The sequence below is a fragment of the Moorena sp. SIO4A5 genome (assembly GCF_010672005.1).
Classification (GTDB): domain Bacteria; phylum Cyanobacteriota; class Cyanobacteriia; order Cyanobacteriales; family Coleofasciculaceae; genus Moorena.
Genome location: NZ_JAAHHZ010000048.1, coordinates 21,271 through 43,039, shown reverse-complemented (window position 1 = coordinate 43,039; position 21,769 = coordinate 21,271). Strand labels below are relative to the sequence as shown.

At 42.7% G+C, this 21,769-nt stretch carries 18 protein-coding genes; 4 read left to right on the top strand and 14 right to left on the bottom strand.

The genetic code is table 11. The features are described from left to right. Nucleotides 1-51 precede the first annotated feature (51 nt). Nucleotides 52-699, top strand: a complete 648-nt coding sequence (gene dhaL, locus F6K57_RS16680) for a dihydroxyacetone kinase subunit DhaL (protein ID WP_293020841.1) — start codon at nucleotides 52-54, stop codon at nucleotides 697-699. Nucleotides 700-935: 236 nt separating this feature from the next. Beyond that, entirely contained in the window at nucleotides 936-1,142 is a 207-nt protein-coding gene (locus F6K57_RS16675; protein ID WP_293069342.1) for a hypothetical protein, read from the top strand. Nucleotides 1,143-1,410: 268 nt separating this feature from the next. On the opposite strand, the gene F6K57_RS16670 is transcribed toward F6K57_RS16675, so the two are convergent. The 10 genes from F6K57_RS16670 to F6K57_RS16625 all read right to left on the bottom strand — a co-directional run bounded on the left by F6K57_RS16670 (nucleotide 1,411) and on the right by F6K57_RS16625 (nucleotide 16,965). Continuing rightward, complete coding sequence (locus F6K57_RS16670) at nucleotides 1,411-3,759, bottom strand: hypothetical protein (protein ID WP_293069340.1); 2,349 nt, start codon at nucleotides 3,757-3,759, stop codon at nucleotides 1,411-1,413. A 155-nt stretch (nucleotides 3,760-3,914) separates the two neighbouring features. Further along, the gene (locus F6K57_RS16665; protein WP_293046042.1) at nucleotides 3,915-4,703 is read right to left on the bottom strand and encodes an FkbM family methyltransferase; all 789 of its coding nucleotides are present in this window, start codon (nucleotides 4,701-4,703) and stop codon (nucleotides 3,915-3,917) included. 265 nt (nucleotides 4,704-4,968) lie between these two features. Then, nucleotides 4,969-5,982: a glycosyltransferase family 2 protein gene (locus tag F6K57_RS16660; RefSeq protein ID WP_293069339.1), complete on the bottom strand. Its 1,014-nt coding sequence runs from the start codon at nucleotides 5,980-5,982 to the stop codon at nucleotides 4,969-4,971. Between the two features lie 314 nt (nucleotides 5,983-6,296). Next, nucleotides 6,297-7,310 carry a glycosyltransferase family 2 protein gene (locus F6K57_RS16655; RefSeq protein WP_293069337.1) on the bottom strand — a complete coding sequence of 338 codons (1,014 nt, stop codon included), beginning with the start codon at nucleotides 7,308-7,310 and terminating at the stop codon, nucleotides 6,297-6,299. A 144-nt stretch (nucleotides 7,311-7,454) separates the two neighbouring features. Next, on the bottom strand, nucleotides 7,455-9,794 hold the full coding sequence (locus F6K57_RS16650; RefSeq protein WP_293069335.1) for an oligosaccharide flippase family protein: 2,340 nt from the start codon (nucleotides 9,792-9,794) through the stop codon (nucleotides 7,455-7,457). A 76-nt stretch (nucleotides 9,795-9,870) separates the two neighbouring features. After that, on the bottom strand, nucleotides 9,871-10,854 hold the full coding sequence (locus tag F6K57_RS16645; RefSeq protein ID WP_293069333.1) for a glycosyltransferase: 984 nt from the start codon (nucleotides 10,852-10,854) through the stop codon (nucleotides 9,871-9,873). Nucleotides 10,855-10,932: 78 nt separating this feature from the next. Then, on the bottom strand, nucleotides 10,933-12,171 hold the full coding sequence (locus tag F6K57_RS16640; RefSeq protein ID WP_293046487.1) for an O-antigen ligase domain-containing protein: 1,239 nt from the start codon (nucleotides 12,169-12,171) through the stop codon (nucleotides 10,933-10,935). A gap of 75 nt (nucleotides 12,172-12,246) precedes the next feature. Continuing rightward, on the bottom strand, nucleotides 12,247-13,776 hold the full coding sequence (locus tag F6K57_RS16635) for a hypothetical protein (protein WP_293069331.1): 1,530 nt from the start codon (nucleotides 13,774-13,776) through the stop codon (nucleotides 12,247-12,249). A 256-nt stretch (nucleotides 13,777-14,032) separates the two neighbouring features. Next, a complete protein-coding gene (locus F6K57_RS16630) occupies nucleotides 14,033-15,094 on the bottom strand; it encodes a polysaccharide biosynthesis/export family protein (protein WP_293069329.1) in 1,062 nt (353 codons plus the stop codon). Nucleotides 15,095-15,297: 203 nt separating this feature from the next. Next, nucleotides 15,298-16,965, bottom strand: a complete 1,668-nt coding sequence (locus tag F6K57_RS16625; RefSeq protein ID WP_293069327.1) for an alkaline phosphatase family protein — start codon at nucleotides 16,963-16,965, stop codon at nucleotides 15,298-15,300. Between the two features lie 1,193 nt (nucleotides 16,966-18,158). Here F6K57_RS16625 and F6K57_RS16620 point away from each other — a divergent pair. Beyond that, nucleotides 18,159-18,983: a WecB/TagA/CpsF family glycosyltransferase gene (locus tag F6K57_RS16620; protein WP_364303198.1), complete on the top strand. Its 825-nt coding sequence runs from the start codon at nucleotides 18,159-18,161 to the stop codon at nucleotides 18,981-18,983. A 76-nt stretch (nucleotides 18,984-19,059) separates the two neighbouring features. Here F6K57_RS16620 and queF read toward each other — a convergent pair whose 3' ends face one another. From queF to F6K57_RS16605, 3 genes are all read right to left on the bottom strand, one after another. Then, a complete protein-coding gene (gene queF, locus F6K57_RS16615; protein WP_075895514.1) occupies nucleotides 19,060-19,479 on the bottom strand; it encodes a preQ(1) synthase in 420 nt (139 codons plus the stop codon). A 14-nt stretch (nucleotides 19,480-19,493) separates the two neighbouring features. Continuing rightward, nucleotides 19,494-19,916 carry a hypothetical protein gene (locus tag F6K57_RS16610; RefSeq protein ID WP_293069324.1) on the bottom strand — a complete coding sequence of 141 codons (423 nt, stop codon included), beginning with the start codon at nucleotides 19,914-19,916 and terminating at the stop codon, nucleotides 19,494-19,496. Between the two features lie 83 nt (nucleotides 19,917-19,999). Then, on the bottom strand, nucleotides 20,000-20,365 hold the full coding sequence (locus F6K57_RS16605; RefSeq protein ID WP_293020854.1) for a hypothetical protein: 366 nt from the start codon (nucleotides 20,363-20,365) through the stop codon (nucleotides 20,000-20,002). Nucleotides 20,366-20,529: 164 nt separating this feature from the next. Here F6K57_RS16605 and mnmA point away from each other — a divergent pair, with 164 nt between their 5' ends. Then, a complete protein-coding gene (mnmA, locus tag F6K57_RS16600) occupies nucleotides 20,530-21,618 on the top strand; it encodes a tRNA 2-thiouridine(34) synthase MnmA (protein ID WP_293069322.1) in 1,089 nt (362 codons plus the stop codon). Here mnmA and F6K57_RS16595 read toward each other — a convergent pair. After that, entirely contained in the window at nucleotides 21,577-21,762 is a 186-nt protein-coding gene (locus tag F6K57_RS16595) for a hypothetical protein (RefSeq protein WP_293069320.1), read from the bottom strand. The two genes, mnmA and F6K57_RS16595, sit on opposite strands and share 42 nt — an antisense overlap. Nucleotides 21,763-21,769: the final 7 nt, after the last annotated feature.

Genomic DNA, 21,769 nt, shown 5'->3' with positions numbered 1-21,769 from the left:
AATTGCTCATTGCTACCCTGAGGCTCTCACCCCCTGACCCACTATGCCACTATGGTAACGATAACTAAACATCAAATTCTACAGTGGTTACAAGCAGTCGCTACTGTACTAGAACAAAACAAGGACTATCTAACCGAACTTGATGCTGCTATTGGTGATGCTGACCACGGTATCAATATGAATCGTGGCTTTCAAAAGGTGATCACTCAGCTTCCTAAAGTGGCAGATAAAGACATTGGCAGTATTCTCAAAACCGTCAGCATGACTCTAATTTCCAGTGTCGGAGGTGCCAGTGGACCACTTTATGGCACCCTGTTCTTGCGCTCAAGTGCAGCAGTAGCAGGAAAGCAAGAACTGACAAAAGAGGATATGGTCAAACTATTCCAAGCAGCAGTGGAGGGAGTCGTCCAGCGAGGCAAAGCCAACTTGGGAGATAAGACCATGTTAGATGCTCTATCACCCGCAGCCAATGCCTTTGCACAAGCTGTAGATCAAGGAGACAGTATGCTAGAAGCCTTGCAACAGGCCGTCAACGCAGCAGAAGAAGGGATGAAAAATACTATTCCGTTGGTGGCTAAGAAGGGACGAGCCAGTTATTTAGGGGAGCGCAGTGCTGGACATCAAGACCCTGGTGCTACTTCAGCCTATTTGATTTTCCAGACACTGCTAGAAACGGGTAATACAGGGAGTAGGGAATAGGGAGTAGGGAGTAGGGAGTAGGGAGTAGGGAATAGGGAGTAGGGAGTAGGGAGTAGGGAGTAGGGAGTAGGGAGTAGGGAGTAGGGAATAGGGAGTAGGGAGTAGGGAGTAGGAAATAGGGAGTAGGGAGTAGGGAGTAGGGGTAAGAAAATTGACTTTACCTCATAAGTAGGAGAAACGCTCTAGTCAACTTTTAACTTTAGTAACTTATTAATAATTTAAGCGATCGCATCTTATTGAAGGTCAACCTACCCTACGGGAACGCCAAAGGCGAACAACCTTCAACCTACCCTACGGGAACGCCAAAGGCGAACAACCTTCAACCTTCAACCTACCCTACGGGAACGCCAAGGGCGAACAACCCTCCCTCAACCGACCCTAGGGGAACGCCAAGGGCGAACAGCCCTCAACCAAATTTGATAATCATGGCTTGCACCAGCTGAATAATTTCAAAGGTCACGAAGACGCTGAGAATAATTGTCACCAATTTATTCAGTATCGGTATGTTGCCATACCCAAACCAAGAAGCAACAAACTTGATTAACACCATACAAATGGCGCTAATGATTAAAAATTGCAGGATTGCCATAGTTTGATTCCCTGATTAACACGAAACGAGTCAGTAATTTAGTGTATTCCCTATTCAATAAGGATTACCCGAATTACAAGGAAAATTTTATAAAAATCTTAAGCAATCAATCAAAATTAATCCTAATGTGATCCATAGTATATTCCTCTACCATTGGTAGCAATAAAAACAAGTCCGAACTCCTGCTTACTCGCCTCCATCACACCAGGTCTATTGCCAATTGGTCGGGAGCGATCGCCCATCCGTGTCCACGTGCGTCCCATGTCAAGAGACTGGAATATTCCTGGTTCTTGGGCACGGCTTTTGGCTGACCTTCCTGAAGTCCCTCTAGCTTCCTGATTCCTAACCCCATTTCCGAGATTGGGAACATTTCCATCAATATTGCCATAAATATATAGTGCTGGAGTGTCGCTTCCCTGGGGTGCTTTACCAAAAGCAAATAGGTGAGCTCTGGTTACTGAAGGGACCTTAAGGAATGACTTACCACCATCGGTAGAGCGATAAAAACCCTTGCGGTCTAGACTCAGCCAAATTTCACCCTTAACCCCTGGCACCGTTTTCAGGGAATGCCAACCTTCATTCCGCAGTGAATCATTCACAATTTGAAAGGATGAGCCGCCGTCATTGGAACGATAGACTTTGCCTTTGGCATAGTAATAAAACGTGTTGCCATCTACAGGGTCTGCCGCTAAAGATTGAGACCAATTCCATGGACCACCCGGACCATTCGGTAATCCTGAAACCTTTTGCCAGGTCACCCCTCCATCCTTAGTGCGCAGGGGCTGACCTTGACTAACTGTCACAACAAATAAATTGGGGTTAGTAGCAGACATAGCCACCCGCATCGGCATCGTATTGTCTGGAAATGAGGCAAACTGTTGCCATGTCAGACCACCATCGGTGGAAGTAGCTCCAGTATAGGTTGAATTCCAGCGGTTACCACCAACCCGAACCATCTGCAAGGGTTTAGTTTCACAATAAGCAATACTATAGGTATCTTGGAATGACTTACCGGGCTCCCCCAGACCAAGTCGTTGAGACGGGTAAGTATCTAATCCTTGGTTATGGTAGAAACCATCCACATCCGCCACCCCACTTACCAGTATCGGACCACGGGGTGGTGAAACCAGAGTGAAGGGAACAACTTCCTCGTGTCCAGCGGCATAGTTAGTCCAAACAACGGGATTAGCATTAAGATCATCTGTCCGCCATACACCGTACCAATCCGTAAACCAAACTCTTCCCGGTACTTTCGGGTCAAACTCCATAGCTGCCATATGATTGGCAAAAAACTTCTTCGGCCACCAGGGAATAGTGTTGTTAGCAGAAGAGTGCTGCTGTTTCCAGGTAGCGCCGCCATCCAGGGAACGGTAGAATTTGGTTTTTTGTGTGCGGTTTAGGGCAACTAAGATATCCTCAGGATTAGCAGGATTCACACTGAGCGTACCAAAAATGCGATTAGATCCTCCTGGTTTCATGGTTTTCCAGACACCATTGCCATACTTGTGGACTCCAGGATTACTGGTACTGGTGACGTAGAGGATATTATTTTTTCCCACAGCCATGCGATTGACTGTTTTTGGGCTACCAGCTACCTGAGTCCAGCTGACCCCAGAGTCAGTAGATTTGTAGATGCCATCTCCATAGGGAGAAGCATACACTAAGCCCGGTACCTGTTTATCAAAGACAATCGCTGTAATACCAATTTTGTTATCTGGTTTACCTGCAAAAGAGGTGACGTTTTCCCAGGTAGCACCAGCATCCGATGATTTCCAGAGTCCATCTTCTCTAGAGCCGAACAGGATAATATTGGAATTGAACGGATCAACAGCTAGTCTCTCTCCTAGCCATTTTTTCTTGTGGTTAGCCCCCATCTTGAGGTCTAGGTTCAACTTTGTCCAAGTTTGTCCTTTATCGGTAGATTTAAATAGTGTTCCTGGTTCAGCCCAGGGATATTTTCCAGCCGCAATATAGACAATAGTTGGATCATTCGGATCAACAGCCAGTGCTTCTCCTCCATAGTAATTACTCTGGGAGAGGGGAAAGTGTTCTGTCAGGGGAATCCAACGTTGCTTCGCCTCATCCCAACGATAGAAGCCACCCACATCAGTCCGAATATAAACTAAGTCTTGCTCCAGTGGATGGAGGTAAACACCAGTGACATAACCACCACCTCCGATCGCTACATTAGTTGTTCCGAGGCGAATGTTGGTCTGGTATTTCCGAGAGCTAACTACCTCAGCCTGTCCTGAATTGACTTTAACGATATCAGTGACCAATACAATTGACCCCAGCATCATCAAACTAGTCAGGATCATCAGTCCTAGAGTAACCCTTTGCCTAAACCAAAGGTTTGGTTGGGTAATAGCTCGAATCCGGTGATTGGGAATCCACTTAGCAAGGGTTAGCCCAAGCGCAAAAATAAATAAGCCTAAAAGCACCCTGAGTGCGATCGCAAGCCAGTCAATCATATAAATAATAGATCAGCAACTTGGACAAGACTTACCCAGTCAATCTACTAGTAGGGTACTATAATAACCAACCGTACTATTTATAGCGATTTATAGGGTTTGTTGCCCAGTTTTTCCTAAGTCCTACAGAATGCTCCTGTGTTTTCTAGCGACCCCTAAGGCGTAGCAAAGAAATTCCAAGCAGAGTCTTCTTCACAGATTATCGTAAATTCCGTCTCACTGAGTGGAGCTAACCCCTGTAGCCAACTGTTAAGTTTAAAAATATTCAAACCACACTGGTTGACTAGCAAATCATACATCATACCTGGCGTTGTTTTATAATCAACCATGCCACTATGACCAAATTCAAATACTAGGTAAGGCTTGTGGGTTTTTAAGGTTCGGATAGCACCTTTGAAAACCTTAAAATCTGCTCCTTCTGCATCTACCTTAATGAAATTAACTTTGAAGTCAGGTTGAAGGATGTCATCAAGTGTTTGAGTTTTGATAGCAATGGATTCTGTTTGAGCATTGTTATAGCCCCAATAGCTGTAGTCTCTTTGTTTTAGACCACTGAGTGCTGGAGCATCAACAACATGCCAGAACGTGGTTTCTCCCTCTAAATCACTCAAGGCAATTTGCCTAACATGAACCTTTGAGAACCGTTTTTGCAGCCGAGTAGCCAGCCGGGGGAGCGGCTCGAAAGCATAGTGCTCACCGAGGGGAGCCAGTTGGCATATTTTTGTCAACACACTCCCCATGTTGCTACCCACATCGATACAGTTTGAGGATTTGTCTAAAATCCGCTTCATAATCTGATAGACATAGGTGTCATCTTGCCTGCTGGTCAGGATCTTTTGGCTGGGAGGCTTGATCAAATCAACAATACTTCTTGCCGCAGGCTCAAACGGTGTGCCAATCAATAACTCTTTCAGGTGAGTTTTTATGGTTAAAGGTAGATTCATTTTTTATTTTAGCCCCATATAAACCTCAGATTTTAGTTTATAGCAGAAACTAATGAGTGTTGAGGAGTTTTATATACAAATTTTTATAAAAGCTTTACAAAGTGTTTGTAAAGCACCCAGGGCCAACGCATCTAAATTCCAAAACCCTTATCCAGTAAGGATTTCATCAATTGATTAAAAACAGGACTAGATCGCTGAAATCCTCACCCCGCCAGCATGTACAAAAATAAGATGCGTTTGCCCTGGTCAAGCACCCTATTAAAAACTAAGCTTGCTCCTGAGAAATTCGGCGCTTTTGTGAAGCTCCTGTCGTTTTCAAAGCCACAGCTTCCATTTGCTGGTAAATAGTTTTAGGTAAAAGTCGGAGCAAATAAGCAGCAGCCCCGGTCAACAGAGTACGAAGCGGTTCCTCTAGCAAAATACGCCAGTAAGTCGCTAAAGCCTTATTAAACAATTCTGTTGCCATCAAGCCTTCGTTGATGCTGAGGGCACGTCGAGCACCAAACCGTAAATAATAGGCGCGGGCTGGGTTTTCACATTCAGCAATTACCTCTGGAGCATAGGCACGTGTTTTCTCAATCACCTTTTCTAGAGAGTTTATATGCTTGAGTATACTAGCTGAATGCCCTTGTGAATGAATACGATATAAAGTCAGCGCCTCTGGCAAACCTTCCATGTGCCAATCAGTTTTAATCGCCATGCGCAGCCAACATTCCACGTCTTCGATATTGTGCAATTCAGTATCAAAATAAGCATCCTCGGTAGCCTGCTCGTTTCGGGTTCGAATTGCTTCAAACACTTCTCGCCGAATCACTGGTGTTGAACCATTCCCAATGGGATTACGACACATGATATAATCTGTAGTTATATCTTTAGTTTTGGCTATTTGATAGATTCCTAACGGAGTTCCTGTTTCATCAATTAACGCAGAATAGCTAAAACTCACTCCTACATGGGGTGATGTTTCTAGATGCAAAACATGCTTTTCTAGCTTTTCTGGAACCCAGAGGTCATCTCCATCTAAGAAAGCGATATACTCTCCTTCAGCATGGCGAATCCCAGTGTTTCTTGCCGCTGATACTCCTTGGTTATCCTGACGAATAATTTTAATTCTAGGATCGTTAATTTGCTTACATATTTCGATACTGTTGTCAGGAGAGCCATCATCAATGAGTAGCAGCTCAAAATTTTTATAGGTTTGGGCGAGCACAGATTCTACTGTGGCTGCTATGTATTTTTCAACCTTATATACTGGAATAATTACCGATACTTTGTTCATAGTAGACTCAAACCTTGAAATTATTTAACCATGCTAGGAAGCAAAAGGTCAATAAAGATACGATCCAAAACTAGGTAAACGCTTATATAATAAGCTTATTTTATTATAGCGCTTTTTAAGCTAGTAAGGTACATTTTTTTTGCTTTTAGGGAGCAGGTACTGAGGCCGTGGCCCACGCGGGGCGCTTTCGTAGCAGAGAGCAGTAAAGTCGGAAGAGGAAAGAGGTAAAAAGTTTTGTGTACCTCATTAGGCTAAAAACCTCTATATAAGGTTTTTGAATTTTGAATTTTGAATTTTGAATTCCGCGAGCGGTACTAGTTTTGGACAAGAGGCTGTTTTTTAACATTTTTGAGCAGCTTAGAGACAAGCAATTCAATTTGAGCATATAAAGACTTCGGTAATAACCAAAGCATATAAGCGGCTATTAAGGTTAAGATTGTTCGCCGTGGCTGTTCTAGTAGGATAAGCCAGTGATTGGATAATGAGCGATGTATAAGTGTCACAGCATCTGAACCTACTTTAAGACGAACCGCACTCCTAGCCAAGTACCGCAATTGGTAAGCCCTAGAAATGTTTTCCCATCGGCTGGTCACTGTGGGAGCATAGGAACGGGTCTTTTCAATCATTTGTTCCAAGGACTCGAACTGTTTGAAGAGATTGGCTGACAACCCTTGTGTATTAATTCGATACAGGGTTAGTGCTTCAAGTATTCCCTCAATTTTCCAGTCAGTTTGAATAGCGATGCGAAGCCAACATTCAATATCTTCAGCACGACGGAAGTTTTCATCAAAGTAATAATCTTCTGTAGAGCCGTAAAGATTATCCTGATACTTAATTGTGTCAAATACTTCGCGACGAACTACAGCAGCCGAACCGTTCCCGATCGGACTCTCTTGAAACAAATCAGATATAGTAATATTAGTGAGCTTAGGCATTAGATAGGCACCCATAAAATTTCCAGCTTCATCAATCAAAGCAGAACGGCTAAAACTAATCCCGATATCTGGGAATTTTTCTAAGTGTTCAATATGTCTTTCCAGTTTCTGAGGCAACCACAAATCGTCTCCATCTAAAAACGCTAAATAATCTCCTTTGGCATGGCGAATTCCTGTATTACGCGCTCCAGCAAGTCCCCGATTATTTTGGTTAATAATCTTAAGTCGCTGATCCGAGAATTCTTGACAAATTTTTATACTACTGTCTGGGGATTCATCGTCAATAATGAGCACTTCAAAGTTGGTATAGGTCTGCTCCAGAACAGACTGCACCGCTGCTGCAATATAGTTTTCAACTCCGTAGACTGGAATAATGACAGAAACATGTTTCATTGTTTGAACACTGGTTTTAAAGATAAATAGTTTTGATTTAGTTTTTTTAAAAAAAAATCATCAAAAAAAAGATATAAATAGTTGAAACTGACAACTGACGAATAAAAATTGCTTCCTGAGCACTATCATATTCCCAGGAACTGATCACAATTTTCTACCCAATTGTACTATATTTTCTGGCATTTGTGATCTGGTAGGTAAGGTGGGACCCGCTACCAATTGCAGTTGGGGATAATACATAATAGATGAGTCTGACTTAACTATTTCCCATTGGCTTAAAACAGAGGAATAGAGGGTTTGCGCAATGCGTAAATCTCGCTCTATAATTTCCAGATTCAAGGCATCTTGGGACATTTTGCTAAGTTTTACTTCAAGCTGAGAAATCTGAAACTCTAGATCCCTGGCCTTGTCTTCACTACCTTGTAGTTGTGGTTTAATATCATCCATTTCTAAGGGCGGATAATCTTGGAATAAGCTAGCTTGAGGCTGATGGTGAAAAGGATTCATCATCTGAGGATTGGTAGAATGACTATGATCAGACTGAGTGCTAACTAGTTCAGCCAGCAATTCAATCTTTTTGCGCCGTAATTCAATCTTTTTGCGCCGTAGTGCTTCTATTGTCTCTAAGAGCTGGTTTAAGGGTAATCCTATGTTAGCCGTTTTTTCAGCTAGGCGTTGCTGTGCTTTTTCTAGATCGTTTTCGGCTGATTTTATATACACTGGGATAGTTTTTTCTTGTTGAGCAATTTCTTGCTTTCTGAGTTGTTCCAGTCTTGTGTTAAACGCCTGATTAATAGCGAAGGCTCTCCGTTGCGCTTCCTCAGGGGTGACTCCTGAGATTTCAAAAACCATCATTGTAGAGTTATCGATTAGTTGAATCGAAGGCTTATCTAAGCTATCTACAGATATATTGAGCTGCTTTGCCGCTTCTTCTAAAACCGTCACACTTTCAGCTATCAACTTCAGGTGTTTTCTGGGATCATCAATGGGATCGCTTAAGCCTGCACTGCTATTACTGTTATTACTGTTATTACTGTCAGCATCACGAAATTCAGAAACCTGAGTGTTAGGGAATGTCCCACTACTGGCTAAGGATAAAGTCCATTGGCTGACATAAAACTGATCAGTATCAGTCTCATCGTGAGATTGGAGTATAGTATGAGATTGGAGTAAAGTATGCTCTAAGGTGACAGGAGAGGTTTCAGGTTTACCAAAGACATACCTAGCAGACCAAACCACAAATAAGGGAATTAAAAGGGCATGAACGAGTAAAACCGATACAGCGACAGTGATGATTCCCCATTTCACTGCTATCAGTAGACTACAGGAAAATATCATGGTAAATAAGACATTCCAGAGCAAGCCAATCTGCGGTTTATCAATGGCTGCTAAAAGCTGAAACCCAGCAATATCAAAGGGTCTAGGAATTGCTGATAAGCAAACTAAAATCACGATCGGAACCACCATACTCCAGCCTTCCGTATTAATTTTTTCCCCAACCATAATGGGGATATACAACGGAACTAGAATTGATTGTAAAGCAACAAAACCAACAATCACTTTTCCAATCGTCTTCAGACTGTTAAAGTATGTTTGCTTAAATTTCGATAAGTTTGTCCGTACTTCACATAGGGCAGGGTATAAAGCAGTAGTAATCGATTGGACTATAGTTAAGCTAATTCCCAAGCCAGCATTATAAGCAAAGTAGTAAACACCTAATAGGTCAATTCCTATAAAGCGACCAATGATAAGATAGTCGAGAGTTTCCCTGAGAGTCTTTAAAAGTTCAATCCCCAGGAAATTGATTCCAAAGCTAAAAATTTTACCCCAGTATTTGGTTGTGAAAGATCCAGTTTTCCGCCAGGGATGTTTGAAAAGATATGTAATAAATTCTATAGGGCTAGCTATTAGTATGGGAAGTATTATCGCCCACATTCCCATATGAAGAACAGCAAAGACAGCGGTTAAAATATTGGCGGTGGCATATCTTATAGCGCGAGCAGTAGCCGTTATCTGAATTCGATTATCCCTTTGAATTAGTGCTGACTGTACTGCCCCTAAAGGAGCAATCAAAAAGTTAAATGCTAATAGACAAATGGGTAAAATAAGTTGGTTATCCTTATAAAACCACGCAACTGGAAAAGCAGCAATACACTGGCAAACGAATAGACTTCCAAAAAGTACCCAATTTAACCAATAAGCACTATTACAAATGTCTTCTAGCTCATCGGCTTCCGCCTGTATAATCCTAGAATGAACACCGATCCGCGTTACTGTTTGTGAATATTCATAGGTCGTCAGAACCAGTGCAGCTAATCCAAAGTCATGGGGAGTTAAGAAGCGTGGCAAAATAAACGTTGCACCTAAGCGGGAAACCCGAATAAATGCCTGGGCCACTCCCATCCAACCAAGATTGCGAGTAAAAGTGCTACTGTTACCTAGTTTATTCTTGATGGTACTCCCAATTGTTTTGACAATGTTCACAGTGGATCTCCCATGCTGCCATCCTTGTGATGATTGATATCTGTCGAAACTGATATCTGTAAAATTTTAGTGGTAGTTAGTGCTCTGAAATAATTTGATTATCAACAGATACCAGCGGCATTTTTTTGCCGATGATTTCGATTAAATGTCCAGCTATTTTTTTAGGCATAAGTTTAAGAATTAATAGTTTTAAAATTATACGGATAGTTTCCTTGCTTAGCAAAAATTTGGGATAAAGCTTTATGGAATAGCTGAGTTTTTGACTAGCTAGCTTTACTCCTTCATCATCAAAAGCATTAGCTATACACTGCTTACCAAGATAACGATAGGCATTTGCTAAACTCTTATTTTTAAGAGACTTAAGTTCTGGTGGAGCTGCCTTGAAGGCTCTTTCAATTACAATTAGGTTTGCCTTCTCCATCACATCAACTTTAGAGGTCATTGACTGGGAAGAGCGACGGTAGAGAATTTGGTATTTAGGAACCAGTGCAAAAGGACATAAAGCTGCTAGCCTGAGGTAATAATCCCAATCTTCAACTGATTTCAGGGATGGGTCAAATTCTCCAGCTGCTTCAATATACTTCCGCTTTACCATGATATTGGAACCACTGGATATAAAGTTACGAATTAGTAATTGAGGATAAACATTACCCTCCCAATAGAGTGGTTGCCAAGCAAACAAAAACTTGCTATTATCATCTATAAATGCTGTCCAACTGTAAGCCACTCCAGCTTCTGGATTTTTTTGCAGTGCTGCTAACTGTAGCTCCAATTTATCGGGTTTCCATAAATCATCGGCATCTATAAACGTAATAAACTCGCCCCTAGAGCGACGAATACCACGATTACGAGCCACTGGCAATCCGCCATTTTCATAGGAAAACACTTTCAATCGATGATCGTTGACTGTACTGATTACATCTAATGTACCATCAGTAGAGCCGTCATTAATGACAATTAACTCAAAATCTGAAAACCTTTGTGCTTGAATCGATTGGATCGTTTCTAATATAGTTTTTTCTCCGTTATAAACTGGAACTATTACAGATATGGTGGCCATGGCGATTATCCTTTTTTTGTATATAATTAGTGCATGGTAATTTTCCACAAAAGGTCTCTAAAAACCTCTTGAGCATTTTTATTTTAGTCCCATCCCTACTACAACCAAACCAGGCCAGTAGAGGTAAGCTAATGTTTCTAGATTTTCCCCAAAGGAAAACAGGATACAAATTAATAGTATTGTTAGTGCTGTTGTAGCAAGCTTACTCCTTTGAGCTTTAATTAAAAGCTCTATAAAAGTATATACTATAGGAATTAAGATGCCAATAAACCCGACGATTCCATGAGTATATAAAGCACCATACCAAGTGTGGTGACTTCCAATAGGCATACCAGCGACAACATCAGGGCCTTTGCCCACTATAATGGCATGACCCCAAATCGGTGCATCTTCTTCCCACTTACGGTGAGAAAGCCGGGCTAAGGCCGATCTAACCCGCGACGAAGCAGATCTTTGACTGGAAAAAGAGTCTTTCAAGTTTCTAGCTATCATCAGCAGTTGGGGACCAAATAGACCACCAATAAAACTCCCTATTCCTGCCGTAATTTGCATGGCGGGTTCGGTTAGATTTCCCAAAAATGTTACCAGTATTGGTATACCCACTAAGCAGATTATCCCCATCCGGGACAGTGAACCTACAATTGCAGCAGCACAACCAATCATACCAATAAAACGCCACTTTATGTCCGGGTCTCTACTACTAAGGAAAAAGTGTACGTTACAGGCAAATGCCAATGCTGGAGCCCAAGGCGCAAATAAGAAAAGGCGTGTTTCACCACTTTTTATCACGTAAGGACTTACGGCGTAGTAACGCTCACTGTTACCGCCAATTTTTGCCATTAGGGTGCTAGTATACAAGGGCATCTCTAACCCAGTCAGACTTAACCCATAGGTAAGTGGTACCAATATCAGAGTTTGTAGGGAAAGGATAGAAATTGCTCTATAGATTATTTGTGGTCGGATGTTGAGGCAACCAATTAAAGGAAATAAGGCCAGAAGTGCCCAAGTTCTTAAAAAGGAGTTAATAAAGGATTTTATAGTTTTAACAGTTGAGAAACCCCAATCTAAATGACCCATAATTAAGGCTAGGCCAATGACTGATATGCAAACAATCCAGACCCAGACTCCAATGGGAATCCGAATCCTTTCTTCCGGTGGAGTATCTGATGTTTGCTGCCAAAGCTTCTTAATTAGATAAAAGGTTAGCAGCCAAGCTAGGGCTGGGGCAAAAACAAACTGTGCGCCTAAAAAAAATAATAAGTATGTTGAAATTATATAATAGAAAACTACTTTTTCTTCAAAGTTTTGGGGTTTCATTAAAGCCTGCCTAATGGCTTAGGTTACTGGTGCCATTCTCTGATGTCTAGCTTGATAACAAGTGGATTAGTTGTATCAGAAATCTTTTCTTTGGTTACCGATTGGCGAGGTGAAGCTATTAGATGTTGTGAAGCTATTATTTGATGGTTGAGAACGTAAGGGTGGAACATCAGAGTTAAACGATTCTACTTTGCCGTACATTGAGGGTTGTGATTTACCTTGTAAATGGGGACGTAACCACAGTAAAAATAGTCCTGCACTAATTAAGAAGGAACCAGCTGCTGCACCAAGTAAAGCCGATGACTTTTTCGGTGCTATCGCGTCTGGGGGTAAGCTGGGTTCAGCTAGCAGCTGAACTTGAGGATAGGAAAGGGATTGGTTGAATCGACCAATGGCTGATTGAGTTAAGGTTGAAGCATAGATAGTTTCCGCAATGCGCATATTGCGTTCTAGGATCTCCATCCTCAAAGCATCCTGGCTCATTTGTTTGAGTTTGGCTTCCAGCTCAGCAATCTGGTTGCTTAATACCCAGGCTCTAGCTTCCACACCCTCTTGCCGTGCTTCCACCTCAACAATTTGGCGCAGCAAATTTTCCCTGGAAGAACCAGTTTCAGGCCCAGAGTTAACACTGAGCTGGTCGATAATTGCCAAAGACATGGGGCGACCTAACAGAGATTGACTACGCTCTAGCAAAGCTGCTTTAGCACTTTCTTGCTTGCTCTTTTCGTCTACTACAGATGGATGCTTGGAACCGTATTTGGAACTCAAAACCGTCAGGGCTGCCGTAGCCTGACTGTATTCCCTTAGGGTTTGCTGAAATATCTGGTCAGCCTTAAGTACAAAAGCATCAGCAGCTTGCCCAGATGACAACTTTAGATTAGCTGAGAGGTTGCTGAGATTGGCTTTTGCTTCTCGCCCTTGGGCTAACAAATCGATTTGTTGTTGTCGTAAGGCTTCTATAGTGGATGATAGCTGGTTAACTTGTTCTTTCGAGTTCAATCCAGTTCTAGCTTTGTGTTCAGACAGACGTCTCTGAATATCTGCTAAATTTTTCTTAGCTGCCTCCAAATCAGCTTGAATTGGTAGCTGATTTTCTACTACTTCTTCTTGCCTAAGTTGTTCAAGTCTCTCCTGGAAAGCCTGGTGCATAGCAAAACCTTTCTGTTGGGCTTCCTCAGCAGAGTCTCCTTTGATTTCAAAGGCCATCATAGTTGAATTGTCTACTATTTTGACCCTAGGCTTGCCCAACTCTTCAGGGGACATGTTCAGTATACTGGCAGCATCCTTCAGTACCGGCTTACTTTCCGCAATGAATTTCATCTTTTCCCTCGGGTCATGGGAGCGATCGCCAAATGGTGACCTAACATCTGAACTCGCTCCCCCTAATTCTGGGATATTAATTCTGGTGGATGAGCCTGAGACAGGAAGTGATACTGCCCATTTACTGGTATAAGTTGGCTGAGCTGATTTCAAATAAAAAAATGTTAAGCCCCAAATTCCGGCATTAACGGATATCCCTAAACACAAGTAAAATAGCCAACGTAGAGGCATGAGATTTGATTTTTCATAGGGATATGGGGCTATGGTCTTATAATTAGTAGTCATTGGAGCATCTCACCTGGCAAATCCACATTTGTAGTCTTAAGTTGTAGTCTTAAGTTGTAGTCTTAAGTTGTAGTCTTAAGTTATGATTTTTGATATTTTGTTCTATTATGAAAGACTTGGCAGAGAGTTTTACCCCACTATCAAGCAATGGCTTAAACCCGTAGCCAATACACCCCTGATGAAGAGTCAGATCTCGTGAGCTTATAACTTGTGATAGATGCATTAATTATAACATTTTAGCTATCCTCAATATGAATTAGGGTATAAATATGTCTTTAATAATCCGAATGGGATTGAAGATATCCCCAATAAAGTCAAAAACACTTTTGACATTAGTTACCGTTGAATCATAGCAAGCGACACTATCTCTTGGCATCAGCACTGGATTAACTTGGTCATCATTAGGCTTCTTCACCAAGTCCTCTACAGAACGTTCTCTTGCCAGGGTTTCCCCAGTAGTACGGTCAGTTTGCAGTAACAGAGCACGGCGATCTGCATTTGTGCTTTCTGTGCCTCCAACACAACTAGCAGCAATTACAGCTTGAGATAGACGGGAGCCATATTCAACTTCCTGGATTCTAAGGTCACGTCCATTATTGGGATTAGTGAGATTGGAGATAAACACAGGAATAGTTGAGGGAGTCAGCTGGGAAGGTCTGGCTAGATAATATTGAGGCAACTCCCGAGTCGGAACAATGATTTGGTCTCCAGCAATCAAGGGAATATCCTCCACTGGTGATCCGGTGAACACACCAGATAAATCAATTACCTGTTCCTGCTCACCCCGAACCAAGCGCACCTGTTCAATGTTGGCATTTGGTTTGATGCCGCCAGCCGTTAAAATAGCAAAGGTTAGGTAGCGTTCTGGAGGATAGTCTCCTGAGACAGTAGCAATCGATGCCGGTAAGTCTCGACCTTTAGAATCCGTATCATTAATCAAAACCCGACCAGGTTCAAAAACAGCTCCTCCCACAGTTACCTGAATTGGAGCCCACTCAAAGAGTTGAATGCTGACTTTGAGGAAATCAGCATGAAAAAAGCCCCCTTCCAGCAAAGCCTTGACTAGGTCTTGCTCGATTTCTGATACTTCTCGACCCGCTGCCAGTATCGGGTCTAGGTAGGGAAATTTTATGTAACCATCCAGATTAACTTCATAGGTGGCACTGAAGCGTTCAGCTTCCGGGATTTCTTCTTCGCCAGCCACAAAGAGTCTAAGGCGATCGCCAGGAGACAGTGGTAGAGCCCAACTGGGAACGGATACACCTATTGCTGCTACGGTAGTAATTAACCCTGCTATCCAAAACTTGAGAATGGACATTGAAGAATCTCTGGGTTCACAACTATTACTTAGTGCTATTACTTAGTGATAACACGTGATAACACTTAGTATAGGGGGGTTTCGGTGAGTGTTTGAGTGTTGACTTACGATCAACACTCAACAACATTCAACAAAAAACACTGAACAGAAAACACTCAATTCCCTTTGCGACTAATTAAAATTAGTCACTAGTTAATTTTCAGTTAACCAGCCACAACAGTTTCTTTAATTGCCGAGAGGGGCTTACCTTGAAAATAGTCAGGAATCGGCGCTCCCATCAAATTCAGAATAGTGGGGGCTAAATCTAGAGAATGACCAGCTGGTAAACTAGAACCTGGCTCAATATCTTGTCCTTGAATCACCAAAAAGCCATCAGAGCGGTGAGAACCAGTACGATTAAAGGGAACTGGACCAATGCGTCCAATATCGGGACTATCTACTACGTCAGTGGCATATTTTTCTTGCCAGATCACGACTAAGTCACCATCAGGTAATTTCGGACCAGTTTCAGTTGCCGATTGGCGGGTGCGGATAATTTCCTTCACCATTGGTTCCCCAGTGCGAGCATCTTTAAGCTGGTAAAGTTTTTGAGTCAATTCCTCACATACAGCATCGTACTGATCAGGGGGGACAATACCGTGAGGTTCCCTTCCCTGGAGATTAATCCTGATATATCCTTCCGAATAACTAGGCAGCGCGAAGGCTTTCATCTGAGGCCAGCAGGGTTGGTACCACGATGGACTCTGGAAAAAGAATGGATCGGATTCTGCCTGCATCTTGAACGGAGAAATGAGATCTGGTCCAGGAGTGGAACCAAACAAGGGTGCGATAGGATTGAAAAGTTTGGTAGGGAGTTGACGTCTTAAAAAACCTTTGAGTGGATTCGATTCATGCTTGAGGCTCCATACTTTCCCCATCCAACCCTTTTTAGCCCTGGCATCATTGACTAGGGGTTCTGGGGGTTGACCATAGTTGCCACGACCAATGCCATATTTACCTGGGAAACTCCAGCGATAGAGAAATTCTGGCAGGAACAACATACTCGGTAGATCCATGACGTTAGACCCCATACCATGGGCAGCAAATACTACGACCTGGGCATTATCCGGGGCTTTGCTCAAAATTCCACCAATGGCTTCGTCAATAGCTTCAAAAATTTCTAACACGGGGTCTCCAGGGCATTTAGCACCTACAGATGGGTAGAGGGGATGATCCGGCTGACTCAGGTGCCAGAAGTAATGCCCTGCAGTATGGGTTTCACCAAAGATTGTTAAGAAGAAATCCCACGGCATCTGCTCCAACAAGTCTTGACAAATGGCACCCCGGCGTGCGATACCAATCTCCAGTTGTTCCTGAAGACCCTTGAGTGCTGCCACATCCATAATACTGGCATGGTCTTTGCGTAAGACAGGATGCTCACCATGCTTATCAATCACATCCTGTAGCAAGGATTTGGGTATGGAATGACTTGGAGTCAGAGGAGAGTGAGCTCCCCAAGCGAGAACTTGCAACCCATTGACCTGATTGGACAGGGGAGCTTGAGGCATATCAAAGACTGCCACCCGATAGTCATCTCCCAAGGCATAGAAGGGTTGATACTCAGCAAAGTCGTAGGCTTGAATGTCTTCTACTTCGTAAGTGCCTTCCTTAATTTTCAGAGGTGCCCAGTACCCTGTTTGCTCAGGAGAACAACCAGTGAGGAATGTTGTCCAGGGAGTCTCAGCCCGGTAGTATTCATATGTCTTTAAACGTCCGTAAGATCCCTGTTCTCGTAAGCGACGCAGGTTTTTCAGATGCCCTTGAGATATCCATTGCTCTATCAAGGCAGGGTCGGCAGCATCCAAGCCAATGGCAATTACTGGGTTTCTCATGGTTGTGGTCGGTAGATCTGTGGGTAATTTTCTGGTAGGTTAAGTAGTGTGCCTAGTTTAGCTCAGCATCTAACCCTACAAATAACAATAGTCGGCTTCACAAAGATGAAGGTTGAAGGATCGATGAATCTTATAGTAGGCTTGTATAAATTTTCTGTAAAGACTACTGGTATCGGTCACACTATGTAGTCTCATTCTATAAGTAGCAAAGAGTTGAGGCATTTGTTAGCTCGACTAATTCTCAGACTCGGCTGGTGAGCTACTACCTGCTAAAAAATCTTCTTAAAATAAGCCATAAACCTGATCAAGACTACCTGATCAAGACAACGACTCGTGATCAGTAAAAATTACCATCGTTAGCTCATTTATGTAGAGTCTATGAAGACTATTTAAAGATTTTATTAAGCTCAGAGAAAATACTAGCCGGGACTCGCCCATAGGCTATGATATTAATGGTAAAATCAACCATTAACTAACCATCAATCAACCATAAAGGAGGACTGGTGCAACCGTAAAAACAAGTACTTTTAATTAAAGTAAATACCTAATACATAACCACTAAATTAAGCATAAATCAAGCCTAAACCAGGCTATCCTTACTAAGGATTATAGAAAGGAATTGACTTGAGGTTTTTAAGCTCTAAACATCTAAGCATATCGGGGTTGACTAGGAGGATGGAAAAGTGAATTCATTCCCAGACAGCCTGATTGATTCAATCACAGTTTACTCTAATCTATAACGTTATAATTAGTCACCAATTCTAACCTCGATACGATCTAGATCACCCTGTGACAATGAGATTGAATATTTCGGTAAATATCTAACACTGTCCTGATCGATAATTCATCGCTTCTTAACACAGTGAACTAGAGTTTAATGCTAATACTAAAATAGATTTATGTCAAATTCCTGAGATAGTTTCAACCCCTGGTGTAATCTACATCAAGGGATTACTGTTGTTTAATTAGAGGAGATCTATAGGTTCAGCTATCTAGACAAAAGGGTATTTACCAATTTTTCAGAGCTACTATAGTCAAATTTATAGTCAAATTACTAAAACTGTGATAATGTAATTTTATTCTTTCCCAAATAAAATCTTGTTCGAAACAGTATCAAGCTAACTTGGTTAGCTGATCGGTAAATGGTAAATTGACTGAGTTTGGTTCCAAGTCTGAAGATTTTTGGTAAAAACTTGACTGTTTTTATTGCTTATCCCTTAGTTAGGAGAGACATCGTCAAAAGGTTAAACATGAGAGAAATAGTCAAAATATTAAACTTAGAGATTGATAATATATCAATCTCAGAGCTTTTAAAGCGGCTCGATAGCGGGGTTATTTTTACTCCCAATGTCGATCACTTAGTTAAGCTACAAAAAGACCCTGAATTCATGAAGGCATATCGAATTGCCGATTATAGATTATGTGATAGTAAAGTTGTGTATTATGCGTCAAGGTTTTTGGGGTCACCCATACAGGAGAAAATTTCTGGATCTGACCTTTTTCCAGCTTTTTATGAATATCACAGAAACAACGAAACTATTAAAATATTTCTCTTAGGTGGACGAGAAGGAGTCGCTAAAAAAGCTCAAGAAAATGTCAATGCTAAAGTTGGCAGAGAAATGGTTATCGCTGCGCACTCCCCATCATTCGGATTTGAGAAAAATGAAGCTGAATGCCAAGAAATCATAGAAATGGTTAACAACTCTGGAGCTACAGTACTAGCTGTGGGAGTTGGTGCGCCTAAACAAGAAAAGTGGATACACAAGTACAAAGATCAATTACCAAGCATTAAAATATTCATGGCAGTAGGTGCCACCCTTGATTTTGAAGCAGGAACCAAACCAAGGTCCCCTGTCTGGATGAGCGAGGTAGGCTTAGAATGGTTACACAGGCTAATATCTGAACCACGACGATTGTGGCGGCGATACCTGTTTGATGCTCCGGTCTTCCTTTGGTTAGTGTTGAAGCAAAAACTCAAGAGTTCTATGTTGCCGCCACCTAGGGTCAATCTGAATTGATCGCAAGTGCTATATTTTCCGTTTATATCGGAATTGTTTACTGGATCCTCAAGATTACCTATGACCTTTGTACCGATTACTTTTGGTGTCGCACTTCTACAACGGTGTGAACATTACCCCGTGGGTTAAAATCCCCCTTGATGGTGACATCTTCCGGGTTACAGGCGGCTACGAAGTCATCTAAAATTTGGTTGATACTCTCTTCATGGGAGATGTAGCGATCGCGGTATGTATTGATATACAACTTAAGGGCCTTTAGTTCTACCACCAGTTGATTGGGAACGTAGGTGATGTAAATCGTGGCAAAGTCCGGATAACCAGAAAACGGGCACTTGCAAGTAAATTCCGGTAAGGTGATGTTTATGTGATAGGGACGACCGATACGGGGATTGGGAAAGGTAATAAGTTTTGCTTGGGCAATCTCCTGTTCACCGTATTTAATCTGGGGTGTGTCTACTTCTGGTGATGCTTGTTCCTGGGTAAAGGAATTACTCATTGGTTTTGCTAGCATTAGAAACGATTTGAGGAATTTCTAGGATGGGATTCCCAGTCAGGACAATCTTCTGTGTCCCAACCATAGGGATGCATAGCGCAGACTAATAAATTTCCACCGTAGGCTTGACCGTGATAATGACGGCAACCTATGCAAGCGGGATGTTTCTGTGAGGATGGTGTCACGGAATCAGGAAAATCCTCGTCTGTTTCACTGACCATAACCTCAAAGTCAAAATAAATCTCAACAAACGGTTCAACAATCTCTTGCAAACACTGGTCAATTTCCGCACCAATGGCATTGTCTACCTCATTGGCAAACTCCTCAACTTCATTGGCAAACTCCTCAACCGCCTCACTGACACCCTCGAAGAACTCATCGACCATATTAGCCACTGATTCGAGGGTTTCAAAAATACTTTTAGACCAATCATCTTCCATAGTAAATAGTTACTCAACCACCATGATGTGCTAAACCAGTGTTGTTGACAAGTTGATTATAAGTGCTAGATAAGTGCTATAAGTTAGCGCTTGAGCCGACGTAATTCTTCTTGCATAGCTTGCACCTGCTCGCGTAGTTTGTCAACATTCTGCTCTTCAGGTGGTGCTGATTCTTCTTCATCAGCAATAATCTCAATCCGGCGCGGCTCAGGTTTAGGATCATTAGGGTTAGCTTGAGAGGATTGCTGTTGCCCCTGTTGCACTAAATCTTCAACCAGTTTACGGGCTTCCTCGGTAGTCATCTCCCCTTTTTCTACCAGTTCATCTACCAGTTTCTGAGCTTGACCTCGCACTTCGGACAAGGTTCCCCCAGCTCTCTCCCCTGCTGCTGCAGCTATACCGACGCCTAGATAAAACGCTTTTTGAACCAAATTTCCAAAACCAGCCATGAACACTGATACTCCCAGAGTTATCCTAATACTCTATGATTCCAGGATAGGAGTGAAATCCCACTTTGCCCACTCGACTTAAGGTAGACGGACTTAAGGGTCAGCAGGATTACAATAATAATATACAATGCCATACCTCCCTAAGGTAGAAATCTGTTGAGTTCATGAATAAAGTTGTTGTTGGCTTGTCTGGCGGAGTAGACAGTTCCGTAGCTGCCGCCACCCTCTATCACAAAGGATACGAAGTTGTCGGATTGACCCTTTGGTTAATGAAAGGGAAGGGTCAATGCTGCTCTGAGGGAATGGTCGATGCAGCGTTTATCTGTGAACAATTAGGGATTCCCCACCATATTGTGGACAGTCGCGATGTTTTTCAGGAAAACATTGTGGATTACTTAGTCTCGGGTTACCAATCTGGGATTACTCCACTGCCTTGTTCTCAGTGCAACAAGGCAGTGAAGTTTGGTCCGATGCTGACCTATGCCCGCTACTACTTGGGGATTGACAAAATAGCCACAGGTCACTATGCCCGGATTACTTATGATGCTGAATGCGATCGCTATCAATTGCGGCGAGCACTAGACTTGACAAAAGACCAGTCATACTTCCTGTATGACTTGACTCAAGACCTGCTGGCGGCTTCCCTATTTCCTTTGGGAGAACTGAAGAAAACAGAAACGCGACGCCTGGCTGCTGAGTATAATCTCAAGACTGCTGATAAACCAGAAAGTCAGGACTTGTGTTTAATCGAATCCCACGGTTCCATGCAGAAGTTCCTGGACAAGTATATTTCCCAAACCACAGGTGACATCGTGGACTTGGATGGAAATGTGGTAGGGCAACATCAGGGAATTCACCACTACACCATTGGACAACGGAAAGGGCTAGGTATAGCTGCTCCCAATCCCTTGTATGTGATTGCCCTGGATGCAGCCAGGAATCGGGTAATTGTAGGGGAACGCCACCAAGCCACCCAACCTGAATGTACGGTTCATCGGGTCAATTGGGTATCGATTCAGGAACCTACTGTTCCGATTCGAGCTTCTGTGCAAGTTCGCTATCGCTCACCTGCTGTACCTGTGAATGTGATTCCTCTAGAAGGAAATCGGCTCAAATTAGTGTTCGATGAACCACAATTCAGCATCACCCCAGGACAGGCTGCTGTTCTGTATGACGGGGAGCTGGTGCTCGGAGGTGGGATTATTGAGCAGTTACCAGAGAAAATAGCAAATGGCAAATTGGTTGAAGGTTGAAGGTTGGAGGTTGAAAGTTGAACGCGATTGCGTGGCCTTTTGGCCAAGGTTGAACGCGATTGCGTGGCCTTTTGGCCAAGGTTGTTCACCCAAGGCGATTCGGTGTAGGGTAGGTTGAACGCGATTGCGTGGCCTTTTGGCCAAGGTTGTC

Coding starts and splice junctions, on each gene's coding strand:
- dhaL (WP_293020841.1), top strand. CDS start 52: ATGGTAACGATAACTAAACATCAAATTCTACAGTGGTTACAAGCAGTC.
- F6K57_RS16670 (WP_293069340.1), bottom strand. CDS start 3,759: ATGATTGACTGGCTTGCGATCGCACTCAGGGTGCTTTTAGGCTTATTT.
- F6K57_RS16665 (WP_293046042.1), bottom strand. CDS start 4,703: ATGAATCTACCTTTAACCATAAAAACTCACCTGAAAGAGTTATTGATT.
- F6K57_RS16660 (WP_293069339.1), bottom strand. CDS start 5,982: ATGAACAAAGTATCGGTAATTATTCCAGTATATAAGGTTGAAAAATAC.
- F6K57_RS16655 (WP_293069337.1), bottom strand. CDS start 7,310: ATGAAACATGTTTCTGTCATTATTCCAGTCTACGGAGTTGAAAACTAT.
- F6K57_RS16645 (WP_293069333.1), bottom strand. CDS start 10,854: ATGGCCACCATATCTGTAATAGTTCCAGTTTATAACGGAGAAAAAACT.
- F6K57_RS16640 (WP_293046487.1), bottom strand. CDS start 12,171: ATGAAACCCCAAAACTTTGAAGAAAAAGTAGTTTTCTATTATATAATT.
- F6K57_RS16635 (WP_293069331.1), bottom strand. CDS start 13,776: ATGACTACTAATTATAAGACCATAGCCCCATATCCCTATGAAAAATCA.
- F6K57_RS16630 (WP_293069329.1), bottom strand. CDS start 15,094: ATGTCCATTCTCAAGTTTTGGATAGCAGGGTTAATTACTACCGTAGCA.
- F6K57_RS16625 (WP_293069327.1), bottom strand. CDS start 16,965: ATGAGAAACCCAGTAATTGCCATTGGCTTGGATGCTGCCGACCCTGCC.
- queF (WP_075895514.1), bottom strand. CDS start 19,479: ATGAGTAATTCCTTTACCCAGGAACAAGCATCACCAGAAGTAGACACA.
- F6K57_RS16610 (WP_293069324.1), bottom strand. CDS start 19,916: ATGGAAGATGATTGGTCTAAAAGTATTTTTGAAACCCTCGAATCAGTG.
- F6K57_RS16605 (WP_293020854.1), bottom strand. CDS start 20,365: ATGGCTGGTTTTGGAAATTTGGTTCAAAAAGCGTTTTATCTAGGCGTC.
- mnmA (WP_293069322.1), top strand. CDS start 20,530: ATGAATAAAGTTGTTGTTGGCTTGTCTGGCGGAGTAGACAGTTCCGTA.